Annotated in this window: 16 protein-coding genes, 1 tRNA gene and 1 pseudogene; 8 read left to right on the top strand and 10 right to left on the bottom strand. The window is 67.0% G+C overall.

Annotated elements, in window-relative coordinates; all coding sequences use genetic code 11:
- The first annotated feature begins 263 nt into the window (after positions 1-263).
- The 4 genes and pseudogenes from J1C47_RS03440 (at position 264) to J1C47_RS03425 (ending at position 5,370) form a co-directional block, all read left to right on the top strand.
- Positions 264-1,391 carry a hypothetical protein gene (locus J1C47_RS03440; RefSeq protein ID WP_207349321.1) on the top strand — a complete coding sequence of 376 codons (1,128 nt, stop codon included), beginning with the start codon at positions 264-266 and terminating at the stop codon, positions 1,389-1,391.
- Positions 1,388-3,574, top strand: a complete 2,187-nt coding sequence (locus tag J1C47_RS03435) for a Rossmann-fold NAD(P)-binding domain-containing protein (protein WP_207349320.1) — start codon at positions 1,388-1,390, stop codon at positions 3,572-3,574. Before J1C47_RS03440 ends, J1C47_RS03435 begins: the two co-directional genes overlap by 4 nt.
- A 217-nt stretch (positions 3,575-3,791) precedes the next feature.
- A pseudogene (locus tag J1C47_RS03430) lies at positions 3,792-3,926 on the top strand (DUF2312 domain-containing protein); the annotation flags it as partial.
- Positions 3,927-4,203: 277 nt separating this feature from the next.
- On the top strand, positions 4,204-5,370 hold the full coding sequence (locus J1C47_RS03425) for a mandelate racemase/muconate lactonizing enzyme family protein (protein ID WP_207349318.1): 1,167 nt from the start codon (positions 4,204-4,206) through the stop codon (positions 5,368-5,370).
- Between the two features lie 342 nt (positions 5,371-5,712).
- Here J1C47_RS03425 and J1C47_RS03420 read toward each other — a convergent pair.
- Positions 5,713-5,797, bottom strand: a tRNA-Leu gene (locus J1C47_RS03420).
- 142 nt (positions 5,798-5,939) lie between these two features.
- Complete coding sequence (locus J1C47_RS03415) at positions 5,940-7,328, bottom strand: M20/M25/M40 family metallo-hydrolase (protein WP_207349317.1); 1,389 nt, start codon at positions 7,326-7,328, stop codon at positions 5,940-5,942.
- 222 nt (positions 7,329-7,550) lie between these two features.
- Here J1C47_RS03415 and J1C47_RS03410 point away from each other — a divergent pair, with 222 nt between their 5' ends.
- Together J1C47_RS03410 and J1C47_RS03405 are read left to right on the top strand one after the other, a co-directional pair.
- Complete coding sequence (locus J1C47_RS03410; protein WP_207349316.1) at positions 7,551-8,594, top strand: aldo/keto reductase; 1,044 nt, start codon at positions 7,551-7,553, stop codon at positions 8,592-8,594.
- A 211-nt stretch (positions 8,595-8,805) separates the two neighbouring features.
- Positions 8,806-10,038 (top strand): MFS transporter, encoded by a 1,233-nt coding sequence (locus J1C47_RS03405; protein ID WP_207349450.1) that lies wholly within the window; start codon positions 8,806-8,808, stop codon positions 10,036-10,038.
- Positions 10,039-10,123: 85 nt separating this feature from the next.
- On the opposite strand, the gene J1C47_RS03400 is transcribed toward J1C47_RS03405, so the two are convergent.
- On the bottom strand, positions 10,124-10,429 hold the full coding sequence (locus tag J1C47_RS03400) for a DUF1289 domain-containing protein (RefSeq protein ID WP_207349315.1): 306 nt from the start codon (positions 10,427-10,429) through the stop codon (positions 10,124-10,126).
- Positions 10,426-10,887 (bottom strand): iron-responsive transcriptional regulator RirA, encoded by a 462-nt coding sequence (gene rirA / locus J1C47_RS03395; protein WP_207349314.1) that lies wholly within the window; start codon positions 10,885-10,887, stop codon positions 10,426-10,428. Before rirA ends, J1C47_RS03400 begins: the two co-directional genes overlap by 4 nt.
- A 284-nt stretch (positions 10,888-11,171) precedes the next feature.
- Between rirA and J1C47_RS03390 the strand changes: the two genes are divergently transcribed.
- Positions 11,172-11,690 (top strand): RICIN domain-containing protein, encoded by a 519-nt coding sequence (locus tag J1C47_RS03390; protein WP_207349313.1) that lies wholly within the window; start codon positions 11,172-11,174, stop codon positions 11,688-11,690.
- 52 nt (positions 11,691-11,742) lie between these two features.
- Here the strand turns inward: J1C47_RS03390 and J1C47_RS03385 are convergent, their stop codons facing one another.
- From J1C47_RS03385 to dnaG, 4 genes are all read right to left on the bottom strand, one after another.
- Positions 11,743-12,036, bottom strand: coding sequence for an HlyU family transcriptional regulator (locus tag J1C47_RS03385; protein ID WP_207349312.1), 294 nt, complete (start codon positions 12,034-12,036; stop codon positions 11,743-11,745).
- Positions 12,037-12,154: 118 nt separating this feature from the next.
- Positions 12,155-12,775 (bottom strand): Uma2 family endonuclease, encoded by a 621-nt coding sequence (locus tag J1C47_RS03380; RefSeq protein WP_207349311.1) that lies wholly within the window; start codon positions 12,773-12,775, stop codon positions 12,155-12,157.
- Positions 12,776-13,188: 413 nt separating this feature from the next.
- Complete coding sequence (gene rpoD / locus J1C47_RS03375) at positions 13,189-15,204, bottom strand: RNA polymerase sigma factor RpoD (protein WP_207349310.1); 2,016 nt, start codon at positions 15,202-15,204, stop codon at positions 13,189-13,191.
- A 334-nt stretch (positions 15,205-15,538) separates the two neighbouring features.
- Positions 15,539-17,479: a DNA primase gene (gene dnaG, locus J1C47_RS03370; protein WP_207349309.1), complete on the bottom strand. Its 1,941-nt coding sequence runs from the start codon at positions 17,477-17,479 to the stop codon at positions 15,539-15,541.
- 341 nt (positions 17,480-17,820) lie between these two features.
- Here dnaG and J1C47_RS03365 point away from each other — a divergent pair, with 341 nt between their 5' ends.
- Positions 17,821-19,239 (top strand): DUF2793 domain-containing protein, encoded by a 1,419-nt coding sequence (locus J1C47_RS03365; protein ID WP_207349308.1) that lies wholly within the window; start codon positions 17,821-17,823, stop codon positions 19,237-19,239.
- A 50-nt stretch (positions 19,240-19,289) separates the two neighbouring features.
- Here J1C47_RS03365 and J1C47_RS03360 read toward each other — a convergent pair whose 3' ends face one another.
- Both J1C47_RS03360 and J1C47_RS03355 read right to left on the bottom strand, forming a co-directional pair.
- Positions 19,290-20,744, bottom strand: a complete 1,455-nt coding sequence (locus J1C47_RS03360) for a RimK family protein (RefSeq protein ID WP_207349307.1) — start codon at positions 20,742-20,744, stop codon at positions 19,290-19,292.
- Positions 20,745-20,753: 9 nt separating this feature from the next.
- Complete coding sequence (locus tag J1C47_RS03355) at positions 20,754-21,854, bottom strand: GNAT family N-acetyltransferase/peptidase C39 family protein (RefSeq protein WP_342591923.1); 1,101 nt, start codon at positions 21,852-21,854, stop codon at positions 20,754-20,756.
- Positions 21,855-22,163 lie beyond the last annotated feature (309 nt).

Below are 22,163 nucleotides of genomic sequence, written 5' to 3'. Positions count from 1 at the left end.
GATCGCTCCAAGAGCTGGCGAATCTCCCGTAGGCTTGCCTGTCGTGGATCAGTTTGAACCACTAGATAGGGCGGCGCCGAGCGCCAGCCTTACGGCGAGAGGGGCCGCATGCGCCCTGCAAATGGTTGCCATCGATAGAAATTTGAATCAGATCGCGATGACGCGCCCACCTTCGACTGAGGATGGGCGGTCAGATGACTACATCGGGCAATCTAGGCTTGCAGTCGCTTCCATTATCATGGATGTCAGAATGGAAGAGGGACATGATGGTGCTCTTAAAGTCTGACAGTAGCTGGAAAAGCTGCGAAGAAACCCTTGCGGCTGTCGCCACCTCGCATGCGCAGGATCTCGCGGTGCCGAACCGCGTCAAGGGTGCCTATTTGGGCGGGGAGGTCTCGCAGGCGCAGGTCGTCAGCACCTGGGCCACGAATAACCCTGAGGGCGAGCTGCACACTTGGGCTGACGATATGGCGAAGGCCAAGGCACTGGTGGAAGGGCTGCCCGGCCTAGTCGCCGGTTTACTCAAGCGTCGAATGCGATTTGCCGTCAGTAAGCGCGAGCAGGACGGCACAGTGTTCGAACTGGCGCTCAGTCGGCTCGATGCCCTGCACGACACCCTTCCCCAGCGAGACAGGGGCATGCGTGTCAACGTTGTCTGCGCGGACCATCTTGGCAGGAAAAGCCCCCGCGCTTTTTATCGGGGCGGCAATGAGGGACACGCGCCCGTGACCCTCGCCGAGTTCAAGCCGACGGTCGACCGAATCCTCGAGCTTACGGTTCCGTCGGTTTATTCGGAATGGTTGTCGACGGAACAGAGGGACGTCGTCACCGACCTGCTGTACGAGGCGTTCAGGAATACACACGAGCACGCCAGGGCAGACCTGCAAGGAAGAGAGCTTCCGATCTCTTTCCGCGGGATCGTTGTCTGCCACCACTCCTTCCCGCGGGACAATCTCGCTCGTGCCGCGGCCGGAAGCAAACCGCTGTCCGGTTTCCTCGAACGGCTCACGCCGCCGATGGAGGGGAACAGGCAGATCCAATTGCTCGAACTGTCCGTCTTCGACTGTGGCATTGGTTATGCGTCGCACCTCCGCCGCCGGCCGTTGGACGAGCTCGCACCGGACGACGAGCTCGCGGCGGTGAACGAATGCTTCAAAAAAAATGTCAGCAGCAAGTCGCTGGCGGGCACCGGGCAAGGACTTGCGCTGATCGACGACCTGCTGCGCGACCACAACGGCTTCTTGCGGCTCCGCACAGGGCGCCTCTCAGTCTGCCGCAGCAGTTCGGGGTTGCAGGACCTGGTCGACACCGAGACAGGGGGGGAGCCCGTCCCGAGAACCCCGGTCTGCGGAACCGTCCTGACCTGCGTCCTGCCGATGAGGAAACGTTGAGATCAATCCTGACATCGAAGATCCGGCGAGACGTCGGAGGCACATCGGTCGAGACGCTCGTCCTGTATTCCGCCAGCGCCCCCCTCGACGCCCAGGAGTTCGAGACCGTCCTGAACGCCGAGCTCGAAAGGGACATCTGGCCCGACGAGATCTTGATTCTCCAGCAATACGACGGGAAAATGCCCGTCGCGACACAGATCTCTTCGAACCGGCGGTTGCAGGTAAGCCTCGATCGAGCGCACAGTCGAATCTCCGTCACCTTCTCGACTTTCGGGCCGGACGGCGGTGAAGTCGAACGCCACGCCCATCGCGGCGCGCGATGCTGCTTGACCTATGACGAACTGCGCAGGCGAATGATGACTGAGGTCTTCGTGCGTCGAGGTGGGTTCGTCCGGTCCACACCCGCGTATCACTTCGCCAATCCGTCGAAGCGACACACCGATCGGTTCATGCGCCTTGCGAACGCACTCGTTCGCAGCGCAGAGATGTCCTTCATCGGCTTCTGCTGTATGCCATACATCCCGGAGAGCACCCGAACCTGCTACGTCGATACGCCGGCGCTGCTCGGACTTGTGGGCGCCGTCAACGATCATCGTTCCGCTTCCGGGTGGGGGCGCGTCAGTGCCGACTGCTTCGGATCTTACGAAGGGCTTAAGTCATACGGGACACTGTCGAGCCGAGACGCGGTCGTGCTCATCTCCGCTTCGTCGAGCGGCGGCCTTGCGCGGGAGGTTGAAAAGAAAGGCTTCCCCGCGGATCAGATCGTGCACGTGACGTATCTTGGAAAGCACCCGTCCTCGTATCCTGTCGTCTGCGACCTTGCGTACGACCAAAAGGAGAATCCAGAGGGCGAAACGCCTGCTGTGGGTGACTGGCGGGAGGGACACTGCCCGCTGTGCACCGGCCAGTCGGTCGCGATCAACTTGTCAGGCGATCAGTTCGAGATCCCGACCCCGCTGCCGGCCCCCTTGATGATCGTACAGACCGACGCTCCAAAGGATCTCGACCTGCTGATGGGGCGACTCGCCGGAACCGGCGCTCTCTCGGTTGGGCTTGGCATCGGCTCCGAGCGGTTGAAGCCAATGTTCGTGCGCCCTGATTCACTGATGGCATCGGCCCCCTACCCGGAACGGCTGGACTACGCCATCTCTCGGGCCGTCCCGGCCTCGGTGAAGGTGATCGTGCAACTCGACGAGCCCTCAGCGATGCTGGTCGAACGGGTCCGGACCAAGCTGGTGACGGACGTTCGGGTCATCCGAAGGACCGAGCTGGATGGGCTAGATCCCGACATGACCACGGACGCCGTCCTGATCGTCGCCGCGGTGATCGAAAGCGGCCGCAGTTTGCAAGACGTCAGTCGGGAGTTGCGGTCTGCTTTTCCAAACGCCCCCCAGTCCTACCTCGTGGGATTCGCTAAAACGGCGTCTTACAGTCGCGATCAAGGACTCAAAAACTCCCTGATCAAGACGGCCGCGGTCGCCCCGCACGAGCTCGTGAAGGTCGAGACCATGATCCTTCCACCCGATCCTGGCGTGACGGCATGGTCAAGCGAACTGGAGTTCTGGCAAAGGCTGCAAGCGGAGGGAGCTCATGGGCATACACCGAAGAGCGCAGTCGAAGAGGTGGCGAGGCGGGTGGAACGTCTGAAAAATGCAGCCGAACCGCTTACCGACGACCTGTTCGTTCAGAATTCGGAAGCCCTCGCACTGAAACTGGAGCATGGTTTTGTGTTTTGGCCGGAAGACCTGCCGACGGCCCGTCCCCATACCCAAGCCGACGTTTTCTTCACGATGTCATCAGTCCTGCAGAACCTGCGACAATCGGAGACGAAGCGGGTCCTTCGGGCGTCGAGCATTCAGCATACCTTACTCGCAGCGGGGAACTTCGGCAGGTTCAACGACTCGATCATCCAAGCGAGCCTGCTGCGGGCGGCGTTTCCGTCGGAGATCAATTACGCCGCAGACCGAACATCGAGCAATGAGATGGGCCGTATCGCGCGCCGAATCATTGAGAACGCAGAGCGTCCTCGAGGCGGCGCAGCGGCGGAGATTCTGCTAGCCTTGGCGACAGAGCGTCTCAAGCTCTGCCCCGAGGATCGAGCATTCGTACTCAAGCCACTTGATGGAATGCCGCCAATCGTCGCCTTTCTCATGGATGCTTGCCGGAAGGCGTTGACCTCCTGATGTTGGACCCAAGTCTGCGTAGACTGGACAATCTCCTAGAATCGTTGGGACACTACAAGCCCGACTGCGTCGGGTCCAAGGCGCTCGATGGAGCGAGACGGAGGTGCGGGTCGGACGGCTACGGCCCGTTATGAGGCGAGCGCCGCCCGACCCGCGCCTCCGCCTCTACCGTGGGCTTACATGACATTAGGACTAGGTTTTTTGCGGAGGGGGACTAGGCTTCGACACCAAGGTGTTGCGGCGGATCATCTCGCTGCGCAAGCAGGATGCCGACGAGCGCCAGGAGCAGGAGGCGATCCTCGATCTCTACCTGCAGGCGCTCGGCATGGCGCCGAGCCTGCCCGACGAGTGAGCGGCCCGGCCCGGGCACGGGCCTGACGACGGCGGGGGTCGGCCGGAGCCGGCCCTCCCCGACGCCGGGGCCACCCCGGCCTTCGTCGCTCCAACTCCTTGTTTGGGCGGATCCCGCATTCAGAGACGGTTTTGAGCTTTTCGGGCCGATGCTGTAGAGGCCGGTTCAGGTAAGGAAGCGCCGCGACGTGCCGTCGCCCCGCGCTCACCCGGCAGGCGGCGGGCCCATCGTCGCCCGGCGCCGTCACGTCCCCTGCCGACCATCGAGGAGACCCGCCATGCGAATCGTCGACATCCGCGAGAAGACCGTCTCGATCGCCTCGCCGATCGCCAACGCCTATATCGACTTCTCCAAGATGACCTGCTCGACGGTCGCGGTGGTCACCGACGTCGTCCGTGACGGCCGGCCGGTGGTCGGCTTCGGCTTCAACTCCAACGGCCGCTACGGCCAGGGCGCCTTGATGCGCGAGCGCTTCATTCCGCGCGTCCTGGAAGCCGATGCCGCCGGCCTCGTCGACGAGGTGAACGACAATCTCGATCCCTTCGCGATCTGGCGAACGATGATGACCAACGAGAAGCCGGGCGGCCATGGCGAGCGCTCGGTCGCCGTCGGCACCATCGACATGGCGGTCTGGGACGCCGTCGCCAAGATCGCCGGCGTGCCGCTCTACCGCCTGCTCGCCGACCGCTACCGCAACGGCGTCGCCGACCGGACGGTCTGGGTCTATGCCGCCGGCGGCTATTATTATCCCGGCAAGGACCAGTCGAAGCTGAAGGACGAGATGCGCTCCTATCTCGACCGCGGCTACCGGGTGGTGAAGATGAAGATCGGCGCCGTGCCGCTCGAGGAGGACCTCAGGCGCATCGAGGCGGTGCTCGAGGTGGTCGGCTCCGGCGACCGGCTGGCCGTCGACGCGAACGGCCGCTTCGACCTCGAGACGGCGGTCGCCTATGCCAGGGCGCTGAAGCCCTACGGCCTGTTCTGGTACGAGGAGGCGGGCGATCCGCTGGACTACGCGCTGCAGGCCGAACTCGCCGAACATTACGACGGGCCGATGGCCACGGGCGAAAACCTCTTCTCCCACCAGGACGCGCGCAACCTCCTGCGCCACGGCGGCATGCGGCCGGACCGGGACTATCTGCAGTTCGACTGCGCCCTGTCCTACGGCCTCGTCGAATACATGCGCACGCTGGAGGTGATGGAAGGTCTCGGCTGGTCGTCCCGCCGCGTCGTGCCGCATGGCGGCCACCAGATGTCGCTGAACATCGCCGCCGGCCTGCATCTCGGCGGCAACGAATCCTATCCGGACGTCTTCCAGCCCTTCGGCGGCTTCGCCGACGGCGTGCCGGTCGAAGACGGGCATGTCGCCCTGCCGGACGTCCCCGGCGTGGGCTTCGAAGCGAAGGCGGCGCTCTACGAGACGCTGCGCGAGCTCGTCGACTGATACGAGATCCGCTCGATCAGAGCGGGGCTCGAATCAAGCCCGCGCGGCGAATGAGCGTCTTTGTTTCCGGCATCACGGAGTGATCTGCCGGAAAACGTATGTCGGCATCGCTCGGCCGAGAATCGGCACGGCCGCTGCGGGCTTCCGTCGAGGCCCGGACGCGACGCATGGCGACCGAGGCCCGACGGTCGCACCGACAAGCGCCCGGCGTCAGCTTCGCCGGGCTCCTCAGCCACGAGACCGGCTCGGAGCGCGCGTCGATGCGTGCGAACGACCGCACGGCCCTTCGGACGGCGTCGGATCCGCTTGCACCACGTCGACGATGGTTGAATGAGAGAAGGCTGGTGCGGTCGAGAAGACTCGAACTTCCACGGGTTGCCCCACAGCGACCTCAACGCTGCGCGTCTACCAATTCCGCCACGACCGCACGCCGTGTTCCCGAGGCCGCTTCGGCGTCGGTGGCGGGCGTTTAACAAGACTTGCCGGACCGCACAAGGGCAATCTTCCGACCCCGTGCGGAAAAGCTCGGGGCGCCGCGTCCGGCGCCCGCCGGGATCATGCTCGCTCGCTCAGCGCGCGCCGAGCGCCGCGAGGATCCGAGCCCAGGAGCGCTGGCCCTTGTGGAACGAGGTCAGTTCGTACTTCTCGTTCGGCGAATGGATCGCGTCGTCGGCAAGGCCGAAGCCGACGAGCAGCGAATCCATCCCGAGCCTCTGCTTGAACTCGCCCACCACCGGGATCGAGCCGCCCATGCCGATCATCACCGCCGGCTTCGGCCATTCGTCGGAAAGCGCCGCCTTGGCCGTTTCGAGGACCGGCGAATCGAAGGGCAGCTGGATCGCCGGCGAGCCGCCATGCGGATGGAACTCGGCACGGCAGTCGGCCGGCAGCCGCTCCTCGACGAAGCGACGGAACGCCGCGCGAATCCGCTCCGGGTCCTGCGAAAACACCAGCCGGAAGGAAATCTTCGCCGTCGCCTCGGCGGCGATCACCGTCTTGAAGCCCTTGCCGGTGTAGCCACCGGAAATGCCGTTCACCTCGGCGGTCGGCCGCGACCAGATCTGTTCGAGGACCGAGCGTCCCGATTCGCCCGCCGGAAGCTTCAGGCCGACCGGCTCGAGAAAGGCCTCGTCGGACATGCCGAGGGCCTGCCAGCTGGTCCTCACCGCCTGCGGCAGCTCGTCGACGCCGTCGTAGAAGCCCGGAATGGCGACGCGGCCGGTCTCGTCGTGGAGATCGGCGATGATCTTCGCCAGCACATGGACGGGATTGCGGGCGGCGCCGCCGTAATAGCCCGAATGCAGGTCGCGGCTGGCCGCCCTGACGACGACCTCCTCGCCGACGAGGCCCCTGAGGCCGGTCGAGATCGCCGGGGTCTCGCGGTCCCACATGTTGGTGTCGCAGACCAGCGCGACGTCGGCGGAAAGCTCGGCGCGGTTGGCGTCGAGGAAGGGGTTGAGCGACGGCGAACCCGATTCCTCCTCGCCTTCGAGGAAGATGGTGACGCGGCAGGGCAGCCCGCCGGTCTCCGCCTTGAAGGCGCGGCAGGCCTCGATGAAGGTCATCAGCTGGCCCTTGTCGTCGGCCGAGCCGCGGGCGGCGATGCACCGCGTCCCGTCGGGCCGGGTCTCGACCACCGGTTCGAACGGACCGGTCCGCCACTCGGCGATCGGATCGACCGGCTGGACGTCGTAATGCCCGTAGAAGAGGACGTGCGGCGCGCCTGCCGGGCCGTCGTGATGGGCGACCACCATCGGATGGCCCGGCGTGTCCCGGACCGAAGCGTCGAAGCCGATCGCGGCGAGATCGCCGGCGAGATATTCCGCCGCCTGCCGGCACTCGGCGGCGTGGGCGGGGTCGGTCGAGATCGAGGCAATGCGCAAGAGCTCCGACAGCCGCGCGACCGAGCGGTCGAGATTGAGGTCGAGGCAGGCGAGAACGCTGTCGAGATTGGCCATGACGGCTCCTTCCTTGAAACTTCGGCGTCCATCCGCGCTCCGGCGGGACGCTGCGAGGCTGGACGTGGTGGTATCGGCTCTGCCGCCGGCTCGGCAAGCGCCGTTTCGCCGGACAAATGCCGTCCTGCCATTGCGCCACGCCCGGATGCGGCTATGTTCGCCCGCGTCGGCCTGCCGCCTCGAGGCAGCGCCCTTGGTTTTTCCGTTTCCGGGTCCTTTTTCATGAAATATCGCCCGCTCGGCCGCACCGGCCTTTCCGTCAGCGAGATCTGCCTCGGCACCATGACATGGGGCTCGCAGAACAGCGAGGCGGAAGCCCATGCGCAGATGGAACTCGCCGTCGAGATGGGGGTCAATTTCTTCGACACCGCGGAAATGTATCCGACCACCCCGATGACGGCCGAGACCGTCGGCCGGACCGAATCGATCATCGGCTCGTGGTTTTCGGCGGGCGACCGGCGCGACGACGTCGTCCTCGCCTCGAAGATCACCGGCGAGGGCAACGCAAAGGTGCGCGGCGGCGAGCCGATCACCCCCGATTCGATCCGCCGCGCCCTCGACGCCAGCCTGAAGCGGCTCAAGACCGACCGCATCGACCTCTACCAGCTGCACTGGCCGAACCGCGGCTCCTACCATTTCCGCCAGAGCTGGACCTACGATCCGAGCGGCCAGAAGCCGGACGCGGTGAAGGCCGACATCGAGGCGGTGCTCGACGAACTCGGCGAACAAGTGAAGGCCGGCAAGATCCGCCATGTCGGCCTGTCGAACGAGACGGCCTGGGGCGTGATGCAGTTCGCCTCGATTTCAGAACGCGACGGCACGCCCCGCGTCGCCGCGATTCAGAACGAATATTCGCTGATGCACCGCATCTTCGATCTCGACCTCGCGGAGACCGCGCTCAACGAAGATGTCGGGCTGCTGGCCTATTCGCCGCTCGCCGCCGGTCTTCTGACCGGCAAGTACACCGCCGGGGCGATCCCGCCGGGCACGCGCGGCTCGATCAACAAGGGTCTCGGCGGCCGCCACACCGAGACCGCCGTCCGCGTCGCCGACGAATATTGCGAGGTCGCCCGCAAGCACGGTCTCGACCCCGCCCAGATGGGCATCGCCTTCTGCCTGACGCGGCCGTTCATGACCGCGGCCATCGTCGGCGCCACGGATCTCGACCAGCTGAAAACCGACATCGCCGCGGCCGAGGTGACGCTCTCCGACGAGGTGATGGCCGACATCGCCGCCGTCTACCGCCGCCATCCGCTGCCCTTGTGAGGGCGACTGCGCCGGCGGCGCAAGCGGCGGGACGCATGGCCGCCCCACCTCGCTCGCGCCGGTGCCTTCCGATCGAAACGGCGTCGATCGTCCCGATGCCCGCTGCCGGGCTTGACCGGTACAGCACAGGCGGCGTTCCGCCCCATTCAGGTTTTGCCGCGTGACCGACGAGCCGACCTCCCTGCCCTCCGCCACGACGCCGGCGCCGGAGGTGCCCGAACCCGACGTCAGCGACGACCGCTTCGCCGCCTTCCGGAACCGGCAGTTCGTGCTCTACTGGCTGGCGCGCTTCGCCGCGACCTTCGCCACCCAGATCGTCATCGTCTCGGTCGGCTGGCAGATCTACGACCTGACCCGCGATCCGCTCGATCTCGGCTTCGTCGGCCTCTGCCAGTTCGCGCCGGCGCTCGTCCTCGTCCTCGTCACCGGCGCCGCCGCGGATCGTTATTCGCGCCGCGGGATCATGGCCGCAGCGACGGCCATCGAGGGCGTCGGCACGCTGCTCGTCCTGTTCCTGACCTATCGCGGCCTCAGCGAGCCCGGACCGATCTTTCTCGTCCTCGTGGTCTTCGGGATCGCCCGGGCCTTCTTCGGCCCGGCCTCGCAGTCGCTGGTGGTCAACATTGTCTCGAGGCGGGAACTCGCCAACGCCATCGCCTGGAATTCCTCCTCCTGGCAGATCGCGGCGATCGTCGGCCCGGTTGCCGGCGGCCTGCTCTACGGCGTCTCGCCGATGGTCGCCTACGGTCTCGGCGCCGTGCTGTTCCTTGCCGGCGCCGTCGCGGTCATCCTCATCAAGGCGCCCGCCCGCAGGCGCGCCAACGAACCGGCGAGCCTTCAGACGATCGTCGCCGGCTTCCGCTTCATCTGGAAAGAGAAGGTGGTGCTCGGCGCGATCTCGCTCGACCTCTTCGCGGTGCTGCTCGGCGGGGCGGTGGCGCTGATGCCGGTCTATGCCCGCGACGTCCTCGACGCCGGGCCCTCGGCGCTCGGCCTCTTGCGCGCGGCGCCGGGCTTCGGCGCGATTCCGATGGCGCTGTTTCTCGCCGCGCACCCGATCAGGAACCACGCCGGCGCGATCATGTTCGTCTTCGTCGGTCTGTTCGGCGCCTTCACCATGCTCTTCGGCCTGTCGACCTCGATCTGGATCTCGGTCCCGGCGCTGATGCTGATGGGCGCGTCCGACATGATCAGCGTCTATGTGCGCGAGACGCTGATGCAGCTCTGGACGCCGGACGACGTGCGGGGCCGGGTCAACGCCGTGAACCAGGTGTTCATCGGTGCCTCCAACGAGCTCGGTGAGTTCCGGGCCGGCAGCATGGCGGCGCTGATCGGCGCGGTGCCGGCGGTGGTGCTCGGCGGGGCGGCGACGGTGGCGGTGGCCGGCGGCTGGGCCGTGATGTTCCCGGCGCTTCGCAAGGCGCAGCGGCTGGCGCGGGACTGAGGCCGGAGACCGTCGCCGGCGCCGCGTCCGTCTCTGCGGCCAAGGCGCGCGGCCGGCAGGGGCGACAGGCCCTCGCGCCGTCCGGCTATTCCTCGACCGTGACCGGGCAAGGCACGCCTTCGCGCTTGCATTTGTGCTGGTAGGTATAGGCCCAGAAGGCCGGGTTGCGCCCGCTCTCGGCGATGCGGGCGATCAGCGCCTCGATAAAGGCGCGCTTCGCCTCGGCGCCGCCGTGATGGGGAAAGGCTTCCTTCTCCGCCTTGGTCATCGAGCAGCCGATGCAGCGGCCCTGGCGCTTGTACTTGCACACGTCGATGCAGGGCGACGGCGCCGTTTCCCAGACCGCGTCCTCGTCCTCCTGCGCGGCGGCCTGACTGCCGGCGCGACTCATGCCAGCGCCGCGTGGTCCGTCGACAGCGGAATGCCGAGGGTCTCGGACAGGAACGGCCGGTTCTCGACGAGATCGGCGATGGAAAAGCGCGCGAGCGTCGACAAGAACGCCTCCAGCGCCTGGCGGAGCGCGGCGTTCAGTTCGCAGTGGAAGACCAGCGGACAGTCCGTCGAGCCGCCGTCGAAACACTCCGCCATGGCGAAGTTCTCCTCCATCAGCTCGACGACCTCGCGCAGGTTGATCGCCGTCGCCGCCCGGCCGAGCCGGATGCCGCCATTGCGGCCCCGCACGGTCTCGACGAGACCGGAGGCGACCAGCGGCTGCAGGATCTTGAACATGAAGGGCTCGGGCGCCGCATAGGATCGCGCCACCTCGCCGAGCTTGCTGAGGCGGCCCGGATTGGTCGCGAGATACATCAGGATGCGGATGGCGTAGTTGGTCTGCCGGGTAAGGCGCATATGTGAACTGCCCTGGTCTCGGAGCGGCGGCACCGCTCCCCTCCTGTCCCTTCACTTAAGCCTTTTTAGAGCAATTAAAAGGTAGAAATCAAACCGATGAGCGGCCGCGGACGTGGACCGGTCGGCGCCGGGCGACGGCACGCCCCGCCGGACGACGGGAGCGCGCGGCATCGGACGCCCCCACGGCCTTGTCCGGCAGATGGTCACGAAGTGGCGATCGTTTTATCTTCCCTTGAGGAAGATCGTCGGCTATCGAGCGACCGTCAACCCGTTAGGATCAGCTCATGTCGCTTCGCCTCGCTGCCGTCCTCTGCCTGTCGCTCGTGCCGCTCCAGGCGGCGGCCGGGCCCTTCGACCTTCGCTACTACCAGACGCTCTCGACCGAGTTTCGCGGCGGCGACATGCGCCTCGACGTCTACAACGGCGGACCGAAGGACAACATGACCCACCTCGCCCCGGCCGAGGACGTTTCCGGCCAGTACTGGAAGCTGACGCCGGCGGGGAAAGGCTTTTACCGGCTGACGACGATGTTCCGCGGACGCGGCATGTGCCTCGACGTCTTCAACGGCGGCCCGCGCAACAACGACGTCCACCTCGCCCCGTGCGGAAACTACACCGGCCAGTTCTGGCGCTTCCGGCCGGACAAGGGCGCCTATCGGCTGACCACGCAGTTCCGCGGGCAGGACATGTGTCTCGACATCTACAATGGCGGAGCAAACGACAACGAGCCGCATCTGACGCGCTGCGGCAACTATTCCGGTCAGTTCTGGCAGGTCTCGCCGACCTGGAAGGATGCGCGCTGAGCGCCCGCGAGGCTCAATCCCGACAGAGGCGGGGCGAATGCGGGCCGCGGCTTCAGGGCCGGAAGATCGCCTCGCCCTGCTCGTCGATGACCTGTTCGGCCTTGCGGAAGGCGAAGGCCGTCGCGTCGTCCTTCGAGGCGAAGAGATCGGCGCGGATCATCCGGTGTGACTTCGTCTCGCCGCCGACGTCCTTCTCGATGATCGCCGCGAGACGGAACTGTCCGCCCTCGGGCATCGGCGTCGCCTTGATGGTGAAGCCCTCGTAGTCGCGGCTGTCGGCGACTTTCGGCTCGGCCTGCGCCCCGTCTCGGCCGGAGCTGCCGAACAGCTTCTTCAGAAAGGACATGCGATCTCCTGGTTGGCAGGCCTGGGGCGGCCGGCTGCGGCGCCGGCACGCTCAAGCAAAACGCCCTGGCGGGACGCAGCGCGAGCGCCGGCGAGCCGCGAAACGCCGCTTCAGGCCTTCAGCTATAGTCGGAAAGCTTGATGGCGAGACCCGCGACGAGGGTCGGCACGAGCATCGCTTCGGTGCGGAAGTCGGTCATGCGGCGATAGCCGAGCGGCCGCGGCTCGAGAAACACCCGCGTCTCCAGCCTGACGGCGTCGATCACCCAAAGCTCCCGGACCCCGAAGGCCGCGTAGATCGAGGCCTTGCGGCCGCGGTCGTAGGCAAGGCTCGAATCGCCGATCTCGATGGCGAGAAGGCAGGCCGGCCCGTCCAGCCCCTCGAGCGCTTCGGCATTGGCGTAGACGACGAAGTCGGGCTCGACGAAGGTGTCCTCGGAAAGACGGAAGGTCGTCTCGGGGGTGAAGGCGAGAGGCTCCGGCAGCTTGCGCGCCAGTTGCATCATGACGAAGGTCTTCAGCCGCTCGTGGCGGATGCCCTTGGCCGACATCGGGACCAGTTCCCCCCCGATCAGTTCGACTCGCTCCTTGGGATCCATGATGCCGGCCGCCACCATCGCCTCGATTTCGGCAACGGTGAAGCGCCGCCGCAGCAGCCCTTCCGCCGCCTGCGTGGTGTGGGGGACGGGGCGGTCGAACGTCTGCGGAACGGGGTCGAGATCTTCTCTCAGCGCGCTCATGGGGGCGAGGATATCATCCGCAGCGCAAGGCGGCGAGTCTCCGCCCGCCGCCGCGGCAATCGCTCGAAGACCGGGAGCCGTCGGCGACGCCTCGATCTAATCCCTTGCGGGGGAGATGTGTGGCAACCCAGAGGGGGGGGTGCGGCGCGATCGCTGAAATGTCCGGCGCCGGGATGACCCCCTCTGCCTACCGGCATCTCCCCCGCAAGGGGGGAGATCAGGCCAATCGCCTCGCTCCGCCCGATTTCAAGCGACGCCCCTCACCCGGAGCGGCGATTTCACCGCCGCGCCGGTCACGTGGGCCAGGCAAGGTCGGCCGCGTCGGGGTGAACCGGTCCGGCCGCCCCGCGAGCTTGATGGTGCGGAACGAAAATGCCGAAAGCCGTGCGGCAAGCGGCACTCTCCGTCTTCGCTCAGCTGTCGAGGAAGCTCCGGAGCTTCCTCGACCGGCTCGGGTGCTTGAGCTTCCTGAGCGCCTTCGCCTCGATCTGGCGGATGCGCTCGCGCGTCACCGAGAACTGCTGGCCGACCTCCTCCAGCGTGTGGTCGGTGTTCATGCCGATGCCGAAGCGCATGCGCAGCACGCGTTCCTCGCGGGGGGTCAGCGAGGCGAGGACGCGGGTCGTCGTCTCGCGCAGGTTCCCCTGGATCGCCGCATCGATCGGCAGCACGGCGTTCTTGTCCTCGATGAAGTCGCCGAGATGCGAATCCTCCTCGTCGCCGACCGGCGTTTCGAGGGAGATCGGCTCCTTGGCGATCTTCAGGACCTTGCGGACCTTTTCGAGCGGCATCGCCAGCTTCTCGGCGAGTTCCTCCGGCGTCGGTTCGCGGCCGATCTCGTGCAGCATCTGGCGCGAGGTGCGGACGATCTTGTTGATCGTCTCGATCATGTGCACCGGAATGCGGATCGTGCGGGCCTGATCGGCGATCGACCGGGTGATCGCCTGCCGGATCCACCACGTCGCATAGGTCGAGAACTTGTAGCCGCGGCGGTACTCGAACTTGTCGACCGCCTTCATCAGGCCGATGTTGCCCTCCTGGATGAGATCCAGGAACTGCAGGCCGCGATTGGTGTATTTCTTGGCGATCGAAATGACCAGGCGGAGGTTGGCCTCGACCATCTCCTTCTTCGCCTGCCGCGCCTCGGCCTCGCCCTTCTTCACCATCTGGACGATGCGGCGGAACTCGGTGATTTCGAGCCCCGTCTCGGTGGCGAGATTCTGGATCTCCTGGCGCAGGTTCTTGATGCCGTCCTTCTCGTTCTGGACGAACTTCAGCCAGCCCTTGCCGGAAAGATTGGCGACGTGGCGCGTCCAGTTCGGATCGAGCTCCGAGCCCTGATATTCGCGCAGGAACTCTTCGCGCGACACGCTGTGCGATTCGGCGAGCCGCAGCAGCCGGCCCTCGTTGCCGACGAGCCGCTTGTTGATGTCGTAGAGCTGGGCGACCAGCGCGTCGATGCGGTTCTGGTTGAGCGACAGGCTCTTCACCGCGGCGACGAGGTCTTCCTTCAGCTTGCGGTAGGAGCGCTCCTGGCTCGGCGACAGCGTGCCCTGGGCGGCGAGGCGGTTCTCGACCTGCTGGTCCTGCAGCTTGCGCAGCCGCCGGTAGCCGTCGGCGATCTGGTCGAAGATCTCCATGACCTGCGGCTTGATCTCGGCTTCCATTGCCGCGAGCGACAGGTTGTTCTCGAGATCGTCGTCGTCCTCGTCGTCCTCGCCGGGCAGCGGCTGGCCGTCGCCGCCCGGGGCGCCGTTGGCGGCACCGTTGGGGGCGGCGGCGGGAGCTGCCGCGGCGCCGTTCGCTGCCTCGCCGGACGGCTGGGCCGTCGGCGTCTTCGCCTCGGGGCCGGCATAGGTCGCCTCGAGATCGACGATCTCGCGCAGCATGATGTTGCCGTCGTTGAGCTCGTCGCGCCAGATGATGATCGCCTGGAAGGTCAGCGGGCTTTCGCACAGACCCGCGATCATCGTCTCGCGCCCGGCCTCGATGCGCTTGGCGATGGCGATCTCGCCCTCGCGGGAGAGCAGCTCGACCGAGCCCATCTCGCGCAGATACATGCGCACCGGATCGTCGGTGCGGTCTCCGGCCTCGCGCTTCGGCGTCGTCGTGAGCTGGGAGGAGCTCGTCTCGGCGACCTCGGTGGATTCCGGCTCGCTCTGCTCTTCCTCGCCGCCCTCCTCGTCGTCCTCGACGACGTTGATGCCCATGTCGTTGAGCATGGCCATCATGTCCTCGATCTGCTCCGACGTGACGTCGTCGGAGGACAGCATCGAGTTCAGCTTGTCCATGGTCACGAAGCCGCGCTTCTTGGCGGCCTTGATCATCTTCTTGACGGCGTCGTCCGAAAGGTCGAGCAGCGGGCCGTCCGGCGCGCTGTCGCTACGCTCCTCGACCGCCGCTTCGTTTTCCTTGGCCTTTGTCGCCATTCGCTTCATTCTCCAGTTCGCATGCCCTTCGGGCGTCCCTCGCCTGAGCGAGGGCGGGCGCCTCGCGACGACGCGCAGGCACCATGTATGCGGCATCTGCCGTTAACGACGGCTTAACCATAAGCTGACCGGCGTGGCGGCCGGTTTTCTGGCCGTGCCGGAAGGCGCAGTGAAAAAAGGCGCAGTTCCGGAATCTTTCAAGCGCTTTACGCCGATAGTTCCGCCTCTCGACCGAACCGATATGTTCTGTCAAGCACCCAATCGCAATGGCCTGAGGCAATTCGCCGGTCCGAGCCGAGGCCGACGGGCCGTCGCAAGGCGCCGCCGGAACCTGTCAGATGGCCTTCATCGGCCGCCCCGACAAGAGGCCGAAGCCCTCGATCAGCGCTTCCGTGCCGTCGACCCGCTCGATCTCGCTCTTGATTTCCATCATGTGCAGATAGTTCGCCTCGGTCGGCTCGCGGCCGAAGGCCTCCTCGGCAAAGCCGATCTCGCGCCTCAGCGCCAGGAAACGGTGCTGGAGGTGCAGCATCTGGCGAACCGCCTCGCGGGCGTCCTCGAAGGCGGCGTCGGCGAGCACCGGCCAGAGCCGGACCGCCCGCAGCTTCTCCTCGAAGGCCTCGAACAGGCCGGCGGCGCCGTGGCGGGCGAGTTCGGCGATCAGCTGGTCGCGGTCCTTCGGCGGATTGGTCGCATGGGCGTCGAGCACCGCCGTGCGCAGCCGCGACAGGTCGCCCCGGGCAAGGTCGAGGCCGGCGAAGACGTCGAATTCCTCCTCCATAAGCACCGGATGGTTGACGAAGCCGACGACGATGGCGATCTCGCGAAGGCTCGGCGCCGGGCCGCCGGCCGGTGCCGCCAGCCGCGAGCGGGCCAGCCGGTCGGAGATCGGCGCCCGGCCCGGCTGCCCGCGGCCGCGGCGCTCGTCGCGGCGCCCGCCCCTGCGGTCGGACCGGCGGTCGTCGCGCTGGCCGCGCGAAGAGCCCGAGGCCGAGCCGAAGAAGCCGGCGAGCCGCTGGGAGAGATCGTCGAGATAGTGCCGGCGCACCGCCTCGTCGCCGATCGTGCGGTAGAGCCCCTTCAGCCGGTATTCGAGTTCGGCGCGCCGCTCCGGCGTGTCGAAATTGCCGCCATGGGTCTCGCGCATGAAGACGAGATCGGCGAGCGGCCGGGCGGCGGCGAGCACCCCGGCGAAGGCCTCCGGTCCGCCGTCGCGGACGAGATCGTCCGGATCCTTGCCCTCGGGAAGCAGCGCGAAGCGCAGCGACCGGCCGGGCTTCAGCAGCGGCAGGGCGAGTTCGGCGGCCCGGTTCGCCGCCTTCAGCCCCGCCGCGTCGCCGTCGAAGCACAGCACCGGCTCGCCGGCGGTCCGCCATAAGAGCTCGAGCTGGCGCTCGGTCATCGCCGTGCCGAGCGGCGCGACCACGTGGCCGAAGCCGGCCTGCGCCAGCATGATGACGTCCATGTAGCCCTCGACGAGGACGAGGGTCCCGGCCTCGCGCGCCGCCCGCCGCGCCTTGGCGAGGTTGAACAGCATCTCGCCCTTGTGGAAGACGTCGGTCTCGGGCGAATTCAGGTACTTCGCCTGGGCGTCGGCCGCCATCGCCCGGCCGCCGAAGGCGACCACCCGCTCGCCGGCGTCGAGGATCGGGAACATGATGCGGTCGCGGAACCGGTCGTAGGAGACGGCGATGCCCTCGCCATGGACGACGAGCCCTGCCGCCTCGATCTCCTCGCGTCCGAGCCCCTTCGCCGCGAGATGCTCCTTCAGGCGATTGCGGGAGTTCGGCGCGAAGCCGAGGCCGAAGGCACCTTGCGTGCGCGCCTCCATGCCGCGGTCGCGCAGATAGGCACGGGCCTTGGCCCCGCCCGGCTCGTGGAGCTGCTGGCGAAAGAAGGCCGCCGCTTCCGTCAGCGCGTCGAGCAGCGTGCCGCGCCGGGCTTCGCGGGCCTCGGCCTCGGCGTCGCGCTCGGGCATCGCCACGCCCGCCTCGCCGGCCAGCCGCTCCACCGCTTCGGGAAAGGACAGCCCCTCGAGCTCGGTGAGGAAGCGGAAGTGGTCGCCCGACACGCCGCAGCCGAAACAGTGGTAGCGCCCCTTGCGGTCCTCGCAGTGGAAGGAGGGCGTCTTTTCGCCGTGAAACGGGCAGCAGGCCCAGAAATCCCCGCGGCCGGGCTGCGACTTGCGGCGGTCGAAGGTGACCCGCCGGCCGACGACCTCGGAAATCGGGATGCGGTCGCGGATCTCGTCGAGGAAGGAAGGCGGAAAGCGCATGGCGGTCTCTTAGCAGGCATGCCGACGCTTCGAGGACTTTTTTATTGTCGACGACGGCGGTCACGCGCTTCTCACCGGAATTAACAAAGGATGCTCGTCTTCTCTCGGTTCGCATCAAAACGGCCGTGATCGCTGTTCGGCCGATGCCGGCGACATTCGCCGCAACAGAACGTCGGACAACCGACAGCGCTTCGCTTCGCTTTTTTTATAAGGAAAATGCCGCAAGGCATTGTCTTGAAATCGTTATCGACGCCACCCGATCCCGCGCCGGGCAAAAAGATATCTCCGGGTCCCGAAACGTCGGTGATCCTTTGGGCGACACCGCCCTGAGGAAACCGCCGATGTCCGACACCACCGACCGCCTCGCTCTGCCCTACATCCTCGCCGATCAGGCGCAGAAGCACGTCACCCACAACGAGGCGCTGGCGCGGCTCGACGCGTTGGTGCATCTCGCGGTTCTGGACCGCGACCGCGCCGAGCCGCCGGCCGAGCCCGGGGCCGCGGCCCGCCACGTCGTCGCAGCGGAACCGAGCGGCGCGTGGAGCGGCCGCGAAGGCAGCATCGCGGTCTGGCAGGACGGCGCCTGGCTTTTCCTCGAACCCGAGACCGGATGGCGGGCCTGGTGCGTCGCCGAAAAGACGCTTCTCGTCTACGGCGACGAGGGCTGGTCCGCCGCCGGCCCGGGCGCGGCGGATTTTGCCGCCGGCGTCCTCTCGCGGCTCGGGGTGAACACGGCGGCCGACGGCTTCAACCGCCTTGCCGTCAAGACCTCGGCGCTTCTCGTCAGCCATGACGACGTGTCGGGCGACGGCAACGGCAGCGTGCTCGGGACCTTCAACAAGGAGGCGAGCGGCAACGACGCCGGCTTCAACTTCCAGAGCGGCTGGTCGACGCGCGCCCTGATGGGGCTCTACGGCGACGAGGATTTCCGCATCAAGGTCTCGCCCGACGGCGCCACTTTCCACGACGCCATGGTCGTCGGCCGCGCCACCGGCATCGTGAGCTTTCCGAAGGGCGGCGTTCGCGAGCAGCTCGCTGCCGACCGGACCTATTGGGTCCGCACCGACGGCGACGACGCCAATGACGGCCTCGCGGACACGGCGAGCGGCGCCTTCCGGACCATCCAGCATGCGGTCGACGTCGCCAACGGCCTCGACGCCGGCATCCATACGGTGACGATCAGCGTCGCGGCGGGCTCCTACGACGAGGCCGTCCGGCTCGACAAGGCAAAGCTCGGGACGATGCAGATCGTCGGCGACGTGACGACCCCGGCCAACGTTTCGACGCGCAGCTTCAACTGCTCGAACGGCGCGATCTGGTCCGTCAGGGGTTTCCGGCTCACCTTCGTCAACGGCATCCGGGCCGACACCCGCGGGCAGCTCAGCTTCGACAGGATCGACTTCCAGGGAACCGGCGTCGCGATCTACGTCAACAACGCCCTTGCCATCGGCCAGGGTGCGACCCTGAAATTCGGCAGCGGCGTCACGACGATCGCCAGCCTCTACAATTACGGCTTCCTGACGCTCTATGGCGCGACGCTCGACCTAGCCGCCGGCACCGCATGGTCCAGCGCCGGCGCCTTCTTCCTGACCCTGCTTTCGCTGGCCTGGCTGCAGGCCGCGACCTTCACCGGATCGACCGCGACGGGAAAGCGCTACAGCATCGGGCTCAACTCCACCCTGTCGACCGGCAGCGGCGGAGCGAACTTCATCCCGGGCGACGCCGCCGGATCGACGGCGACGGGCGGACAGTATGTCTGACGCCGCCCGCGGCCGCCCCGCCCCGCCCCGGCGCGCCGCCGCGCGCCGGGCTATCGCTCGATCCGCTCGATGAACCAGCGGGTCAGCCGCGCCCAGACCTCGTCCTTCTCGATCTGGTCCTCGACGCCGTGCTCGAGATTGGGATTGTCGTTGACCTCGATGACGAAGACACCGTCGTCGGTCTCCTTCAGGTCGACGCCGTAGAGGCCGTCGCCGATGCAGCGCGCGGCCCTCAGCCCCGCATCGAGGACGTGCGGGGGTGCCTCGCCGAGGGAGAAGGCCTTGAAGCCGCCTTCCATCGGCCGCCCGCCGGTCTCGTGGTTGATGATCTGCCAGTGGTTGTCCGCCATCAGATACTGCACGGCGAACAGCGCCTCGCCGCCGAGCACGCCGATCCGCCAGTCGAATTTGGTCGGCATGAACTTCTGCGCGATCAAAAGGTCGGAATCATCCAGCCAGGAGGTGGCGAGCCGCTGCAGCGCGGCCCGGTCCTCGACCTTCTTCACCCCGCGCGAGAACGAGCCGTCGGGAATCTTCAAAACCATCGGAAAGCCGAGTTCGTCGGCCGCCCGCTTGAAGTCCTCGGGACCGGCGATCATCACGCTCGGCGGACAGATGACGCCGTTGCCGGCCATCAGCTCGTTCAGATAGACCTTGTTGGTGCAGCGGATCATCGAGATCGGATCGTCGATGACCGGCATTCCTTCCTGCATCGCGCGGCGGGCGAAGCGGTAGGTGTGGTTGTTGATCGACGTCGTCTCTCGGATGAACAGCGCGTCGAAATTGGCGAGCCGCGGCAGGTCCTTGCGGGTGATCGGCTCGACGTCGACGCCGAGCCGCGCGGCGACGCGCGCCCAGTGCTTCAGCGTGTCGACCGACGAGGGCGGCAGTTCCTCGCGCGGATCGTAGAGCGTCGCGAAAGCGTATTTCGCCGGCGTCTTGGTCTTGGCGGCGCGCCACTCCCGGGCGGTGTAGCGCTCCATCGCCGCGTAGAGCCGCGCCAGCTCCGCCTCGTCGAGCTTGCCGAGGGTCGAGAAGGTGATCCGGCGGATCGTCGGCTGGGCGGCGCCCGGCTCGAGATGGATGTCGAGGGCCGGCGCCCGGAACCAGTCGAACACCAGCTTGCCGAAGCGCTCCAGCCTATGGTCGCCGGCATAGCCGAAATAGACGCGGATCGGCGAGACCGGCGCCTCGCCCTTCTCGCAGGCCTTGCGCAGCGCGGCGTCGAGCTCCGGCAGGGCGTTCTCGTAGAGCTTCTTCTCCGACAGGTCGATCATCGTCTCGACCGAGGGGATGATGCGGTGACCGCGCGCCTCGGCGAGCAGCGAGGCGTAGTAGCTGCGGCTCTGATAGGCGTAGGATCGGGACAGGTTGATGATCTTCGGGCGCTGTCCGCGGAACAGGCCCGGTCGGGCGATGTAATCCCGGCTCGACATCACCTTGTGGGGCGTTGCGCTGTTGTCGAGATCGGCCAGGCGGCCGACGAGGACGACCCATTGGGACATGGAGAAGTGTCAGCTCCGTCGGGGTGAGAGGAAGACCGCCGCCCGAAGACCCGCCTTGCCGAACCGGGCCATCCTGTCGAAGGTCGCATAGGGCAGCGGCAGATAGGCCGCATCGGCGATCGACTCGCCGCGCTCGTCGGCGACCCATGGATCGTGGACGATGACGTGCCGCCCGTCGTCGCCATGGGCCAGCACCCAGTGCGGCACCTTCTTGGCGAACATGTGGTAGCCCGAGACGAGAACGATGGCGGTGCCGCCCCGGCCGAGATGGGCGCGCAGCGTGTCGAGGCTGAACGGCTCGACGACGACCCGGATGCCGTAGCCCGCGACGCGCCGGCGGAAATCCTCCTGGGCGAGCGCCATCACCTTCTGCTTCTCGGCGTTGCGCACGCCTTCGAGGAACAGGTCGCCGCTCTGCGACACGTGGACCTCGGCGTTCAGGCCGAATTCGTGGGCGGTCACCGCCAGGCCGTGCGGGTCGCAGCCGCCGGGCCCCGACATCATGAAGATCGTCGTCGCCTCCCGCCACAGCCGGATCTCCATCACCGGGTCGAGCTCGAAGCCGGCGACGTCGCGGGCCATCGCCATCATCAGGCAGCACGAACCGCAGGTGAAGTCGGTGGTCTGTTCGTAATAGGGAACCCCGGTGTCGTAGGGCTTGTCGCCGCGCAGCGTCTTCTCGAAGCGCAGCGCCGGCATGTGGTCGGCGTAATAGTCGAGATAGCGGCCGATCGGCCGAAAGCCCTCGGCGCGGTAGAGCCGGATCGCCCGCTCGTTGTCCTCGCGCACTTCCAGCCGCAGCAGGATGCGGTCGCGGTCGAAGGCCGCCGTCTCGGCGGTCTTGAGCAGCGCCCGCCCGATTCCCCGCCGGCCGGCGGGAGCGGCGACGGCGATGGAATAGAGCCGCGCCAGCGCCGTCCCGCGCCGGAAAAGCAGCGCCGCATAGCCGAGCATTGCCCGGCTGGCGGCATCCTCGGCGACGAGGATCAGCGCGCTCGCCGAGCCGATGAGGCTGCGGAACGAGCGCCGGGTGATACGGTCAAAGACGAAGCAGGCCTCCTCCAGCGCGACGAGGCTTTCGAGATCGTCAGCAACGGCGGGCCTGATCACGACACGGGCGTCCCGTTCGCCGGACGGCTCCGGCAAATTCAGCGCAACGGCGGTGGCGGGCATGGCGGCGTGTCTTGCAAGGCTGGGTTCGAAGGCTTCACCGCGCCCTTATGCACCCGCGGCCCGGCAAAAGCGACGGTCTTTCGCGCTCTCGCCCGCTGCCCCCCGGAGAAACAGACGGGCAGAGGCCGCCGCTGCCGCGACGGCCGTGCGTCGAAGCGAAACGGAACGCTTTCCGCCGGCGGTGAAATTCATCTTGAAGACAACTTTCGATATGCACCGATTCTTAACGTGCGGGGTGCGAAATCG

Origin of the sequence: Jiella sonneratiae, from assembly GCF_017353515.1 — a bacterium.
GTDB classification, from domain to species: Bacteria; Pseudomonadota; Alphaproteobacteria; order Rhizobiales; family Rhizobiaceae; genus Jiella; species Jiella sonneratiae.
This window is presented reverse-complemented; position numbering and strand designations above follow the sequence as displayed.

Excerpts from the sequence above, each read along its gene's own strand:
- J1C47_RS03440 (WP_207349321.1), top strand. The coding sequence starts at position 264 with ATGATGGTGCTCTTAAAGTCTGACAGTAGCTGGAAAAGCTGCGAAGAA.
- J1C47_RS03425 (WP_207349318.1), top strand. The coding sequence starts at position 4,204 with ATGCGAATCGTCGACATCCGCGAGAAGACCGTCTCGATCGCCTCGCCG.
- J1C47_RS03415 (WP_207349317.1), bottom strand. The coding sequence starts at position 7,328 with ATGGCCAATCTCGACAGCGTTCTCGCCTGCCTCGACCTCAATCTCGAC.
- J1C47_RS03410 (WP_207349316.1), top strand. The coding sequence starts at position 7,551 with ATGAAATATCGCCCGCTCGGCCGCACCGGCCTTTCCGTCAGCGAGATC.
- J1C47_RS03400 (WP_207349315.1), bottom strand. The coding sequence starts at position 10,429 with ATGAGTCGCGCCGGCAGTCAGGCCGCCGCGCAGGAGGACGAGGACGCG.
- rirA (WP_207349314.1), bottom strand. The coding sequence starts at position 10,887 with ATGCGCCTTACCCGGCAGACCAACTACGCCATCCGCATCCTGATGTAT.
- J1C47_RS03390 (WP_207349313.1), top strand. The coding sequence starts at position 11,172 with ATGTCGCTTCGCCTCGCTGCCGTCCTCTGCCTGTCGCTCGTGCCGCTC.
- J1C47_RS03385 (WP_207349312.1), bottom strand. The coding sequence starts at position 12,036 with ATGTCCTTTCTGAAGAAGCTGTTCGGCAGCTCCGGCCGAGACGGGGCG.
- J1C47_RS03380 (WP_207349311.1), bottom strand. The coding sequence starts at position 12,775 with ATGAGCGCGCTGAGAGAAGATCTCGACCCCGTTCCGCAGACGTTCGAC.
- rpoD (WP_207349310.1), bottom strand. The coding sequence starts at position 15,204 with ATGGCGACAAAGGCCAAGGAAAACGAAGCGGCGGTCGAGGAGCGTAGC.
- dnaG (WP_207349309.1), bottom strand. The coding sequence starts at position 17,479 with ATGCGCTTTCCGCCTTCCTTCCTCGACGAGATCCGCGACCGCATCCCG.
- J1C47_RS03365 (WP_207349308.1), top strand. The coding sequence starts at position 17,821 with ATGTCCGACACCACCGACCGCCTCGCTCTGCCCTACATCCTCGCCGAT.
- J1C47_RS03360 (WP_207349307.1), bottom strand. The coding sequence starts at position 20,744 with ATGTCCCAATGGGTCGTCCTCGTCGGCCGCCTGGCCGATCTCGACAAC.